Annotated in this window: 14 protein-coding genes and 1 pseudogene; 3 read left to right on the top strand and 12 right to left on the bottom strand. The window is 73.1% G+C overall.

Annotation, left to right across the window (positions count from 1 at the left end):
* Positions 1 to 11 precede the first annotated feature (11 nt).
* From ACH54P_RS09135 to ACH54P_RS09150, 4 genes are all read right to left on the bottom strand, one after another.
* Positions 12 to 608, bottom strand: coding sequence for a maleylpyruvate isomerase family mycothiol-dependent enzyme (locus ACH54P_RS09135; protein ID WP_489911903.1), 597 nt, complete (start codon positions 606 to 608; stop codon positions 12 to 14).
* Entirely contained in the window at positions 595 to 1,368 is a 774-nt protein-coding gene (locus tag ACH54P_RS09140) for an isocitrate lyase/PEP mutase family protein (RefSeq protein ID WP_489911904.1), read from the bottom strand. Before ACH54P_RS09140 ends, ACH54P_RS09135 begins: the two co-directional genes overlap by 14 nt.
* Positions 1,369 to 1,372: 4 nt before the next feature.
* Positions 1,373 to 2,719 (bottom strand): DHA2 family efflux MFS transporter permease subunit, encoded by a 1,347-nt coding sequence (locus ACH54P_RS09145; RefSeq protein WP_489911905.1) that lies wholly within the window; start codon positions 2,717 to 2,719, stop codon positions 1,373 to 1,375.
* A 483-nt stretch (positions 2,720 to 3,202) separates the two neighbouring features.
* Entirely contained in the window at positions 3,203 to 3,754 is a 552-nt protein-coding gene (locus tag ACH54P_RS09150) for a TetR/AcrR family transcriptional regulator (protein WP_489911906.1), read from the bottom strand.
* Positions 3,755 to 3,808: 54 nt separating this feature from the next.
* Here ACH54P_RS09150 and ACH54P_RS09155 point away from each other — a divergent pair, with 54 nt between their 5' ends.
* Positions 3,809 to 4,210 carry a hypothetical protein gene (locus ACH54P_RS09155; RefSeq protein ID WP_489911907.1) on the top strand — a complete coding sequence of 134 codons (402 nt, stop codon included), beginning with the start codon at positions 3,809 to 3,811 and terminating at the stop codon, positions 4,208 to 4,210.
* A gap of 7 nt (positions 4,211 to 4,217) precedes the next feature.
* Here ACH54P_RS09155 and ACH54P_RS09160 read toward each other — a convergent pair whose 3' ends face one another.
* On the bottom strand, positions 4,218 to 4,553 hold the full coding sequence (locus ACH54P_RS09160) for a cupin domain-containing protein (RefSeq protein WP_489911908.1): 336 nt from the start codon (positions 4,551 to 4,553) through the stop codon (positions 4,218 to 4,220).
* 70 nt (positions 4,554 to 4,623) lie between these two features.
* Between ACH54P_RS09160 and ACH54P_RS09165 the strand changes: the two genes are divergently transcribed.
* Both ACH54P_RS09165 and ACH54P_RS09170 read left to right on the top strand, forming a co-directional pair.
* Entirely contained in the window at positions 4,624 to 5,559 is a 936-nt protein-coding gene (locus tag ACH54P_RS09165) for a GlxA family transcriptional regulator (protein ID WP_489911909.1), read from the top strand.
* A 204-nt stretch (positions 5,560 to 5,763) separates the two neighbouring features.
* A pseudogene (locus ACH54P_RS09170) lies at positions 5,764 to 5,934 on the top strand (helix-turn-helix domain-containing protein); the annotation flags it as partial.
* Between the two features lies 1 nt (position 5,935).
* Here ACH54P_RS09170 and ACH54P_RS09175 read toward each other — a convergent pair.
* The 7 genes from ACH54P_RS09175 to ACH54P_RS09205 all read right to left on the bottom strand — a co-directional run bounded on the left by ACH54P_RS09175 (position 5,936) and on the right by ACH54P_RS09205 (position 11,793).
* Positions 5,936 to 6,535 carry a TetR/AcrR family transcriptional regulator gene (locus ACH54P_RS09175; RefSeq protein ID WP_489911910.1) on the bottom strand — a complete coding sequence of 200 codons (600 nt, stop codon included), beginning with the start codon at positions 6,533 to 6,535 and terminating at the stop codon, positions 5,936 to 5,938.
* Between the two features lie 28 nt (positions 6,536 to 6,563).
* Entirely contained in the window at positions 6,564 to 7,622 is a 1,059-nt protein-coding gene (locus ACH54P_RS09180; RefSeq protein WP_489911911.1) for an enolase-like domain-containing protein, read from the bottom strand.
* The gene (locus tag ACH54P_RS09185; RefSeq protein ID WP_489916375.1) at positions 7,619 to 9,112 is read right to left on the bottom strand and encodes an FAD-dependent oxidoreductase; all 1,494 of its coding nucleotides are present in this window, start codon (positions 9,110 to 9,112) and stop codon (positions 7,619 to 7,621) included. Before ACH54P_RS09185 ends, ACH54P_RS09180 begins: the two co-directional genes overlap by 4 nt.
* 79 nt (positions 9,113 to 9,191) lie before the next feature.
* Positions 9,192 to 9,692, bottom strand: a complete 501-nt coding sequence (locus ACH54P_RS09190) for a hypothetical protein (RefSeq protein ID WP_489911912.1) — start codon at positions 9,690 to 9,692, stop codon at positions 9,192 to 9,194.
* 237 nt (positions 9,693 to 9,929) lie between these two features.
* Positions 9,930 to 10,475, bottom strand: coding sequence for a TetR/AcrR family transcriptional regulator (locus ACH54P_RS09195; RefSeq protein ID WP_489911913.1), 546 nt, complete (start codon positions 10,473 to 10,475; stop codon positions 9,930 to 9,932).
* Positions 10,476 to 10,555: 80 nt separating this feature from the next.
* Positions 10,556 to 11,398 carry an oxidoreductase gene (locus ACH54P_RS09200; RefSeq protein WP_489911914.1) on the bottom strand — a complete coding sequence of 281 codons (843 nt, stop codon included), beginning with the start codon at positions 11,396 to 11,398 and terminating at the stop codon, positions 10,556 to 10,558.
* 110 nt (positions 11,399 to 11,508) lie between these two features.
* Complete coding sequence (locus tag ACH54P_RS09205) at positions 11,509 to 11,793, bottom strand: LuxR C-terminal-related transcriptional regulator (RefSeq protein WP_489911915.1); 285 nt, start codon at positions 11,791 to 11,793, stop codon at positions 11,509 to 11,511.
* Between the last annotated feature and the right edge of the window lie 14 nt (positions 11,794 to 11,807).

Genomic DNA, 11,807 nt, shown 5'->3' on the forward strand with positions numbered 1-11,807 from the left:
GGGGAATCGTCTCAGAAGGCACGCCACACTCCCTGCTCGTGGGTACGGATCCGGCCCGGATCGCGCCCGAGCGCCGCGAGCAGGCGCTCGGCGGGCGGCCGTCCCGGGGGCAGGACGACGGGGTCGGCGAACATCCCGCGGCGGGTTTCGCCGTCGAGGACCAGCGGCAGCTCCTCGAGCAGCCGCGTGGCCAGCTCGCCGGGCAGGGGCCGGGCACAGCCGGCGCCCCGGGCGGCGTCCCAGCCGTGGACCGCCGCCTCGATCGCGCCCACCACCATCAGGCGGTGGCACGGCAGCGGAAGGCCGTCGACCGCGACCGAGCGCCGCCCCCGCAGGTCGTGGGCCGCGGCGCCGAGCGAGGCCGCCGCCCGGCCGAGGTCGCGGCTCAGCGTCCGGGCCGTGCCCGGCGGCGCGACCGTGGCCGGCACGGCGCCGGAGCTCAGCGAAGCGGCCAGGTACCGGAGTGACTGCGTGAGGTGCGCCAGCGCTTCGGCCACGGTCCAGCCGGCGCAGGCCGACCGGCGGCCGAGGTCGGCGACGCCGATCCCGGCCGCCGACGTGACCGCGTAGTCCAGGGCGGCCGCCAGCACCGCCTCATCGGCGGGCATCCGGCTCCCCCGCCGGGCGGAGGGCTTCGAGGGCGCCGCGCATCGCGTCCAGGCCCCCGCGGTAGAAGCGGGGCCCGAAGGACACCCGCGCCACGCCCATCGACTCCAGCGCGGCGAGGTCCAGCGACGCGCCGGTGTTGCCGTTGACCGGCCCGGGTACCTCGGTGACCAGCCGCCCGATGACGGACTCGGAAGACACCCCGATCGGGTAGACGCAGTCCGCGCCGGCCCGCCGGTAGAGCCGGCCCCGCCGGATCGCCTCGGCCGGCCGGTCCTCCTCCGGAATCCCGCCGGACGGCAGGAACACGTCGATCCGCGCGTTGACGACGATCGGCACGCCGGCCGCGTCGGCGGCCGCGCGGACCTGGGCGAGCCGGTCCGCGTGCGCCTCGGCGTCCACGAGGCCGCCGGACCGGTGATCGGCGTCCTCGAGGTTGCAGCCGGCGACCCCGGCCTCGACGAGCTCCGCCACGAGCTGGTCCGGCGTCAAGCCGTAGCCCGCCTCGGCGTCCATGGTCACCGGGACGGGCACGGCACGGGCGATCCGCGCGGCGGCCGCGAACATCTCCCGCCAGGGCGCCTTTTCGCCGTCCTGGTGCCCGAGCACGTCCGCAACGGCGGCGCTCGAGGTCGCCACGACCGGGAACCCCATTCCGGCGACGAGTTCGGCGCTGGCCTCGTCCCAGGCGTTCGGCAGCACGAGCATCTTCCCGTGGTGGAGCTCGCGCAGCAGGTCGGCGTGCGCCTTCAGGTCGGACATGGTCCTACTCCTTCGGTTCGTGGCGGGGAATGAGGATTCCGGTGAGCGCGCCGGCGGTGCCGAGGACGGCGCTGACCACGACGGCGGCGGTGAACCCGTCGGTGAACGCGTCACTCGAGGCGTAGCTGCCGGCCAGCGAGAACCCGACGACCAGGACCGCGACGCCGAACGCCCCGCCGAGCTGCCGCATCGCGCTGAAGGCGCCGGAGGCCTTGCCGATGAACCGCGGGGCGACCGACGTCAGCACCGCGCTCTGCACGGCAGGCAGGCACAGCGCGATGCCGGCTCCGGACAGCACCAGCGGCGCGGCGATCGCCCAGTACGGGCTCTGCGGGTCGGCCACCAGGGCGATCCAGAGCATGGCGAGGCTGTGCAGGCCCAGCCCCGCGACGATGAAGGGCCGCTCGCCGAACCGGCCGACCAGCCGGCCCGCCACCTGCGGGATGACCGCCGTGGTCAGTCCCCACGGCGCCAGCCCGAGACCGGCGGCCAGCGGCCCGTACCCCAGCCCGGCCTGCAGGAACTGGGCCATGAAGAACACCGCACCCAGCGCGGAGGCCCAGTGGAAGAAGACCACGACGTTGCCCGCGGCGAACCGGCGTGAGCGGAACAGGTGGAGCGGCAGCATCGGGTGGGCGGCTTTCCGCTGACGGGCGATGAACGCCCCGAGCGCCACCAGACCGGCCACGAGCGGGCCGACGACCACCCAGCTGGTCCAGCCGGCGGTGTTGCCCTGGACCAGGGCCCAGACCACGCCGAACGAACCGGCACCGGCCAGCACCAGCCCCGGGAAGTCGATGGCCGGGTCCGGGCCGTGGCTCTCTTCGACGCGGGTCAGCGCGAAGCAGACCAGGGCGAGCCCCACCGGGACGTTGATCCAGAAGATCCACGGCCAGGAGATGCCCTCCACGACGGCGCCGCCGAGGAGCGGCCCGAGCGGCACCGCCACGCCGCTCACGCCGGCGAAGACGCCGAGTGCCTTGGGCCTGAGCTCCGGCGGGAAGGCGGCTCCCAGCAACGCGAGGGCGAGCGGCATGACGAAGGCGGCGCCCGCGCCTTGGAGCACGCGGCCGGCGATCAGGGTCTCCACGTTCGGCGCGACCGCGCAGACCAGGGACGCGACCGCGAACACGGTCACCCCGGCGGCGAACACCCGCCGCCGGCCCCAGCGGTCCCCGGCGGCCGCGGCCGTCATGAGGAGGACGGCGAAGCTCAGGCCGTAGGCGTTGACCGTCCATTCGAGCTCGGTGATGGACGCGCCGAGGTCCGTCTTGATCGCGGTCAGGGCGGTGGCCACGACCAGCGAGTCGAGGACGACCATCAGGGAGGCGACCGAGGTGATGGCCAGCACCCACCTCCGTTTCGCGCCTGCTACCGGTGGCACCGGTGTGGGTGAAGTTCTGGTGCTCACTCGCGTCTCCTCGCGGCTCCCGTCGGCGGCTTCCCGCCGTTTCCGAGGTGTAGACACCGGGCGCGCGCCGAAGGAATCGCCGAGCTGGACAAAACCCGGACAACGCGGGTCCGCGACTTCCAGGGCGGCGCGCGGCCCGGCCAGAACGTCCGGCGAAAATTTCGCCTCCGGCGGGGAGAAACCGGCCCGGGCCGCCACGTACCCGGCGACCTGTGACGTGGCGAAGCCCCCCCGGCCCGGAGCGGAGTTGAACGACGGTGACTGGAGTGCGCTCGGCGCGCTCTACGGCCGGTACGCCCGGCCCGTGTTCCAGCGCTGCCGGCGGATCCTGCTGCGACGCCTCCGCGACGGCGAGGCCGGTGCCCGCGCGGAGCTGTTCGAACACTGCAGCACGCGGCTTCTCCCCGCGCGGCCCGGAAATTTTCAGCGCGGCGGGAGCACGCTCCGGACGACCAGCTCGAACACCGCCCGGGCGTCGGGATCGGCGTGGCGGCCGATCCGGTGCGCGTAAAGGCCTTCGAAGCAGGCCGCCAGCGCTTCGGTGGCCGTTTTCGGGTCGGTCGCGCCGAGCCGGATCAGCGCGGGGACGAACAGCCGCTCGAACGTCGCCCGGCCCCGGGTGAGTGCTGCGCGCAGTACCGGGTCGTGGCTGGCCTCGGCCAGCAGCACCATCCGGGCCGCGGTCACGACCCGGCTCGGGCCGGTGAGGAACTCGTAGAACCGGACCAGCTCGTCGACCAGCTCCTCGCGGCTGTCCGGCGCGAGGACGGCGTCGGCGACGGCCGGGGCCTCGCGGTCGACCATGTGCTGGACGACGCCCTCGAGCAGGGCGGCGCGGGTCCGGAAGTAGTTGGAAGCCGAGCCCTTGGGCAGGCCGGCGCGGCTGTCGACGCGGGAGTGGGTGAGCGCCCGCAGTCCTTCGGTCCCGAGGAGCTCGATCGCCGCGCCGAGGGCCCGCTCGCGATTCGTGGTCACGGTTTCACTATAGAGGTAGTGACTGGACACTACGATAGTAGTACCGTCAGGCGCATGACTCCCCTCCTCGCCCTGGTGTGCTGGCTGGCCGGCGCGACCGTGGGGCTGACCATGTTCGTCGGGTGGCTGCGCTCGGGAAGCACGCCACCGCCGCTGGCCTACGGGCACCTGGCCACGACCCTCGCCGGCCTGGCGCTCTGGATCGGCTACCTGGCGACCGGGCATCCCGCCGCGCTCGCCTGGACGGCGCTCGCCGTCCTCGCCGCCGGCAACGGGCTCGGCGACACGCTCCTGGTGCGCGGCCACCGCGCGCGCCACGGCCGCTCGGGCGCCCTGCGCGACTACGGCCGGGCCGGGCTGGCCATGCTGCGCCGTCCCCGGCCGCTCGCCCACGCGACGCTCGCCGGGGTCACGTTCTTCTCCGTGCTGCTCGCCGCGCTGGGCGTCGGAGCGTGATCGAGCGTCAGCCTTCCGGGTAGAAGAGGAACAGCGTGCAGCCGGTCGTCGTCGCGGGCACGTGCCACGAACCGGCCGGCGCGTGCAGGAACGTGCCCGCCGGGTAGTCGCGGGCGCCGTCGTTGAACGTGCCCGCGACGACGTAGACCTCCTCCGGGCCGGGTTCGTGGACGTCCCGGCGCGGCCACGACGTGCCGGCGTCCATCTCCAGGACGTTGGCGTGCGCGCCGTTCGCGCCGGTCCACAGTGGACGCAGCCGGATGCCGGGGAACAGTTCGCGGACGGGGGCGTCCTCGACGGCGGCGGAGGTGTAACCCGGCTGGGAAAGGATCTCGGGGTGCATGCCGCCACGGTGCCCGCGCGCGGCGGGGCGGGCCAGAGTCCGGGAAGACACCTTGGGGTACTTTCTTGCCATGCATCGCGTGGTGGCCCTGGTGCGGCCGGTGCAGTCGACGTTCGAGCTGGGGTGCGCGGCGGAGGTCTTCGGGACGCCGCGCGCCGGGGTGCCGCAGCACTACGAGTTCGAGGTGTGCGCCGAGACGCCCGGCCCGGTGCCGACGACGGCCGGGTACGCGATGTCGGTCTCCCGTGGACTGGCGGCGCTTGCCTCCGCGGACACCGTCATCATCCCGGGGTGGGCGCCGGTGGAGGCGCCGCTGTCCCCGCGCGTCCGCCGCGCGCTGCTGCGGGCCCACGCCCGGGGCGCGCGGCTGGTCACGATCTGCTCGGGGGTGTTCGCGCTGGCCCGCACGGGCCTGCTGGACGGCCGGTCCGCCACGACCCACTGGCAACGCGCCGAACAGCTGCGGCGCGAGTTTCCCCGGGTGCGCGTGGAGCCGGACGTGCTGTACGTCGACCACGGCGACGTCGCGACGAGCGCCGGGGCGGGCGCGGGGATCGACCTGTGCCTGCACCTGGTCCGCAAGGACCACGGAGCCGCGCACGCCGCCCTCGTCGCGCGGCACATGGTGATGCCACCCCATCGGGAAGGGGGCCAGGCCCAGTTCGCCCCGCCGTCCCCGCCGCCGGACGCGCTGGACGGTCTGCTGGAGTGGGCGGCGCAACGGCTCGGAACGCCGTTGTCGGTGGGTGAGATGGCGGCGCACGCGGGTGTCTCGCCGCGCACGCTGGCCCGGCGCTTCGGAGAACGGCTCGGGACGAGTCCGGGTGCGTGGCTGCTGGCCCGCCGGGTGACGGAAGCCCGCACGCTGCTGGAGGAAACCGACCTGCCGGTGGAGGCGATCGCGGCCCGGGTCGGCCTGACGTCCGCGGTCAACCTGCGGCGCCGGTTCCGCGCTCAGGTAGGTACTACTCCGGGCGCCTACCGGCGCGCGTTCCGGACGCCTTGAGCCTGGCGCGGCCAGCTGCCGAACCCGCTACCCACGCGCACTCGCCCGGGCCGACCGGCTCGCTCCCGCCACCCGGGGTACTGGCTGCTTCCACCGCGCGGCGGAAGGGGGTCCACGCTCAAATCGGCGCCATCAGGCACCTACCGGAGCGAGTTTCGACCCGCGAGCCAGTGCGGTCTGCCGCGGAGTCCCTCCCCACCCACGCTGGCCCGCCGGGTGACGGAAGCCCGCACGTTGCTGGAGGAAACCGACCTGCCGGTGGAGGCGATCGCGGCCCGGGTCGGCCTGACGTCCGCGGTCAACCTGCGGCGCCGGTTCCGCGCTCAGATCGGCACCACGCCCGGCGCCTACCGGCGAGCCTTCCGATCCCCCTGAGTCAGCTCCGCAGAGCCGGGCCGATCCAGCGGTGGACGAGGGCCCTCAGCTCGTCGTCCGTGAGCGCCGGGGTCGTCGGGTACTGCAGGAACGACATGAACAACCGCATCAGGACTTCGGCGAGCCCCTGCAACTCTTCGTCCGTCGTCACACCCACGCCCGCCCAGTCGACCGGGACGTTGCGGAGGATCCGCGCTCCGAACGAGAAGGCCAGCGGCGAAATCACGCCGTCGGTGAAGAAGTCGGCTTCGCCCGCCTGCAGGAGCAAGCCCAGGTACGGCTCGCCGGGGACCGTCCGGACCGCGAACACCACCGACTCGACCGCGGCTTCCGCCGGCGTGCCGAACGCGGCCAGGTGGCGTTCCATCCGCCCGGCGAACTCCTCGACCCCGGCCAGCGCGACGGCGCGGAGGATGTCCTTCAAACCCGGGAAGTAGCGGTAGACGGTCTGCCGGGTCACCCCGGCTTCGGCGGCGACGTCGGACAGGCTGGTCTTCGCGAGCCCGGCCCGGTCGAGGCACGCCGTCGCCGCTTCGACGATGCGGCGGCGTGCCTCGTCCTCCGTGCCGGGCGGGTTGCCCTGCCATCCGTGGTGCCCCATGCCCGCCATCTTCCCCGACCGGCACCCCTCAGACCGCGGCAGGTGCCGGGCGGCGGGCGCGGTACAGCGCGGCCAGCAACAGACCCGCCCCGGCGAAGCAGGCGAGCACGTAGGGCCCGCTCCCGATCAGGGGGCCGCCGTCGAAGTACGCCGGGAGGGCGCCGATCCAGAACACCGCCATGCCCGCCAGGTAGATCGCGGGATAGAACCGCACGAACGCGGACAGCGGCTCGTCCGGCGCGCGCTCCCGGTAGCGCACGACGATCCAGGCGCCGGCCAGCCACAGCAGGGCCAGCTCGATGCCGAGGACCCACGCCCGCGCGGCGGTGTTCCCGCCGAAGAGGCTCGACGGGACACCGGCGATCGCCATCGTCGGCGGCGTCAGGACACCGGCCACGAGGGTGCGCAGCACCAGCGGCCACCCGCGACGCGGGCCACTTCCGGTCAGCCGCACGACCAGCCAGGTCATCGCGCCCATCGAGACGGACGCGAACAGCAGCATGCTGGTCATCGGCACCGACGCCAGCGCCGGGTGGTTGACGATGTCGTTGCCCGCGTTCCAGGCCCACCACTTCAGCTGCGGGCCGAGGTGGTCGAAGACCTCGTAGAACACCTGGCAGGCGAAGGCCACGGCCACCGCCCCGGTCAGCGCACCCCGCCGGAAGATCCCGAGGGACCGCACGAGCTCGTAGGCGAGCTGGCTGATCACCGGGTAGAACGCCACGATGTACAGCGGCAGCCGATCCGCCATGAACTGCACGGTGAACAGGTTGTGGGCGAAGATGAAACCGTACTGCCGGTCGAGCCCGAACCACTCCGGGAAGTACAGCGGCGGTTCGGTCACGAAGAGGTAGACCAGGGAAGCCCACCACAGCGCCAGGTTGACCGGGTCGCCCGCGCGGTACCGGCGGATCGCGTGCACCAGCGCGAACACCGCACCGCCCACGATGAGCACTTCGAGCAGCGGCATCGTCCAGTGGGCGAGGTCCCACGGGAACCGGACCGACACGACCGGCGAGACGTCGTGGCAGTCGAAGCCCAGGCCGCGGGTGACGGCTTCGGCGTCCGGTCCGCACCCGGCGGTCACCGCGCGCCCGCCGGCGTCGCGGCGCGGGCCTCCGGCGAGTAGTCCGTCGCGGGCGGCTCGGCCTGGGGGTCGAAGCCGAAGGGAATCCGGTGCCGCCCCAGTGCCGCGCGGACGCGGTAGCGCACGAGTCCCGCGAGCACCCGCGGGTTCCGCAGCATCTCCCCCAGCGACTCGTCGAGGTTGAACACCTTGGCGAAGTGCTCGTCGACCACGTCGTCCTCCCGCGCGGCCCCGACGATCAGGCTGAACGCGGGAGCGGAAGCCGCCGCGACGATGCGGCGCCGCCACTCCGGCGGCTTCTCGGTGCCTGTCGCGCACGCGTAGCCCTGGTCCCTGGCCATCGCCAGGCGCCACGGCACGCCGAGGAGTTTCCGCTGCCCGGCAAAGAACCGGGCGGAGAAGTTCGCGTCGAGCGCCCGGGCGCGGTCGAGGTGCTCGCGCAGCAGCAGGGCCGAAGCCGCCGCGGAGCTGATGCCCTGGGCGTAGAACGGGTTGAACGCGCAGATCGAGTCGCCGACGAACACCAGCCCCTGCGGCAGCGGGCGCAGGCGGTCGTAGCGTCGCCACTTGTTGCCGGTCGACCGGGTCAGGTGCACCTCGGACGTCGGGGCGCACCGGTCCATCGCGGCCGCGAACAGCGGCGTCCGCACCCGGCGCGCCGTCTCGACGAACGCGTCGGTCGTGCGGGGCATCTCGAGCCCCCACGACCCCATGCAGGCGATGACGCGGTCGCCCTCGATCGGGAAGAAGTTCACCAGGAACTCGTGCTCGGCGGGGTGCTCGCCCTTGTCCGGGGTCGGCATGATCACCAGGTGCCGCCACCACCAGGACGCGGGGCGCTCCGCCGGCGCGGGCAGGTCGTACCAGCGCGAGGTGTAGGTGACCTTGGCGTCGAGCGTCCGCACTTCGGGCTCGGGCCAGCCCGCCGCCGCCAGCCAGCTCCCGACCGGCGAACCGCGGCCCAGCGCGTCCACCACGAAGTCCGCGTCGACGTGCTCCTCGCCCTCGGCCGTGGTGAAGCCGACCCCGGTGATCCGCCCGCCGCGGGTGCCGCCGCCCCGCGCCGTCAGCCCCGTCACCGCAACGCCTTCGCGGATGGTCACGTTGGCCAGGGCCCGCACCTTGTCGCGCAGCACCCGCTCGATGAGGATCCGCGAGCTGTAGACCATCGTCATCGAACCGCGCTTGCGCGCCGACCAGCCTTCGCCGTCGAGGTAGGCGGCGTCCAGGGACGGCATCAGGTGCAGCCCGCCCGCGGCGATGAGGTCGTCTTCGAAGCCCGCGAACAGGGCGCCGATCGCGCGACGGCCCGAGTTCAGCAGGAAGTGCGGGTGCTTGCTCTGCGGCACCCCGCGGCGGTGCTCGGCCTCGGCCGGGAGCTCGTCGCGTTCCAGTACCAGGACCCGGTCGAAGTGCGGGGCGAGCGCCCCGGCCGAGCACAGGCCGGCGGCGCTGCCCCCGAGGACGACGGCGGTCTTGCCGAGCCGCATGCGGATCAACTCCCGTCATTCATACAAACAGACATCGAATGTATGAATGACGGGAGCCGCGTGTCAACCGCCGCCGGGACTACGGGCGTGCCTTGGCCGCCGCGATGTAGGCGTTCGACGGGGCCATGAACGACAGCACGACGCCGGCGACGGCCGCGAGCCCGGAGACGTAACTGACGATCGTGCTTTCCCCGGTCAGCAGGGAGACCAGCTGCAGGGCGGTGAGCACCGTGAGCACGATGCGCGCCCAGTTCCGGCCGGCGCGCAGCTTGAAGGCGAACAGGAGGTACAGCGCGGCGATGATCACCGCGATGACGACGGCGGTGATCATCGTGAAGTTGACCGCCTGGTCGATCTGCGCGTCGGTGAGGTTGCCGCCGCGCTCTCTGTTCGACGTGCGCGCGGCGCCGGCGATCGTGTCGCGGTTGCCGAAGATCATCAGCCCGCCGACCAGACCGATGACCGTCGAGGCGATGAACGCCCAGAAAGCGCCTTCGATGGTGCCGGGACGCGCGGCCGCCACCGGCTGGTCGGACGTCGCGGAATGGGGATAGTTCGGGTGGTTCGCTGATTCACTCATAATGACCAATTAGCACGCTTCCGGGTGATCCGCTGGTTGAGCGGCCATTCCTGGCGCGAACCAGTCCGCCCGGGCCGTCGTCGTCGACGGGCCGCGGGGGTGAGCGGATCACCTTCACAGCAACGACTTCGGCAGTGATCCGTTCGTCCGGAGGGGAATTCCACAGTCGACCCGCGGTCCGGCTGCCGAGTCGGTGCACGGGACTGTCCTAACGGGCCTCGCGATGCCGGCCCGTGCTTACCGGCCGGCTCCGAAGGCGCGCAGGAACGTGTCGACGATGACGTCCGCGGCCTGCGCGTCGCTCAGTTCGGGCAATTCCCGCGAGGAGAGGTGCACCAGCTGCCCCAGCACGTTGCTCGGCCAGCGGGCGGGCAGCCCCGGCCGGAGGAACCCTTCGTCGGTGGCCCGCTGGAGGAACAGCTCCACCTCGTCGACCGCGCGCAGGCGCCGCGCCCAGATCTCCGGGTCCGAGCGCATCCGGCTGACCTCGGTCGGCCACGTGCGGTTCACCCCGACGATCCCCTCGACGTACCGGTGCAGCGCCACCGGCACCGGCGCCTCCCGCAGCCGGGCCGCCTCGATCGCCGCCTCGATCGCGTCCAGCCGGGCCTGGTACACCGCCGCCAGCAGCTCTTCCCGGCCGGTGAACCGCCGGTACACCGTGCGGCGGTCGACGCCCGCCTCCGCGGCGATCGCCGCGATGCTCGTGGCCGGGTCTTCGGCGAGCATGCGGGCGCCCGTCGTCAGCAGGAGTTCGAGGTTGCGCGCGGCGTCGGCTCTCACGTCCTCAACATACCCTTCGGTGTCGCGTTCGGATCGTCAACCGCCACGCCGCCGAGGCGGCCGGCAGTCCACAGTGGAGCTCACCGCGCGTCGGCCGGGAAGTCCGCCGAGCGGCTCACCCCGGCCCACCGCTCGGTCTCCGCCGCTCGTTCTTCGCCGGCCTTCAGGGCGGCCACGACGGCGTCGCCGCCGAGGATGAGCCGCCGGGGCGGGTTGTCCGCGCCGACCACGTCGACGACGGCCTGCGCGCCGCGGACCGGGTCACCCGGCTGCTTGCCGTCGTGCTCGTCCCGGTAGCGGTGGATGGCGCCGACCGTCTCCTCGTAGTCGGCTCCGACGGCGTGCCGGGTCATCGACGAGCCCTGCCAGTCGGTCCGGAAGGCCCCGGGCTCGACGATGATCACCTTCACGCCGAAGGGGGCGACCTCGCTCGCGAGAACCTCGGAGAAGCCTTCGACCGCGAACTTCGCGGTCTGGTAGGCGCCCATCCCGGGGGTGCCGCCGACCCGGCCGCCGATGGAGGAGAACTGCACGAAGGTCCCGGAACGCTGGGCGCGGAAGACGGGCAGCGCGGCGCGCGTCACGTTCACGACGCCGAAGAGGTTGGTCTCGATCTGGGCGCGGAAGTCGTCCTCGGCCATCTCCTCGATCGGCGCGCTGTTCGCGTAGCCGGCGTTGTTGACGACCACGTCGAGGCGGCCGAAGGTTTCCGCGGCCTCCCGCACCGCCTGGACCGCCGCACCGGCGTCGGTGACGTCGAGGGCGAACGGGCGGATCCGCGCGCCGTACTTCGCCACCAGGTCGTCGAGCTGCTCGGGCCGCCGCGCGGTGGCGAGGACCGAGTCACCCGCCGTCAGGACGGCCTCGGTGAGGCTGCGTCCGAAGCCCCGCGCCGCTCCGGTGATCAACCAGGTCCTGTTCATCGCTCGACTCCCGTCGTCTAAGTGCGTCTTCAATGTGGCAATTACAGCAGATAATGCCACCCTATTCGACTTGTTGTGACGACGACGACAGGTATTGACTCAATCGTGTGTCAGTTAGCGGGCGCCCGCGCGCAGGGCGCAGGAGACGGGTGGGTCCGGTTGCGCAGCCGCAGGCGCCGGGTGACGCCCTGGACGATCTTCTTGATCATCCGTTCCGAGAAGCCGAGCCGGGCGGCGACGGCTCCCGTGTCGTGGCCGTCGGCGAGCAGCCGCAGCACGTCGAGCTCGCGCGGCGTCAGCCCGCCCGTGGTTCGCGGCGGCCACGACCGCCCGCGGACGGCCACCTCCGGCGCCGACGTCGCGTGCGGCAGGATCGCGACCACCCCGCGGGCCACGGCCCGGGCCGGCT

Source organism: Amycolatopsis sp. N2S4-7 (genome assembly GCF_058119595.1).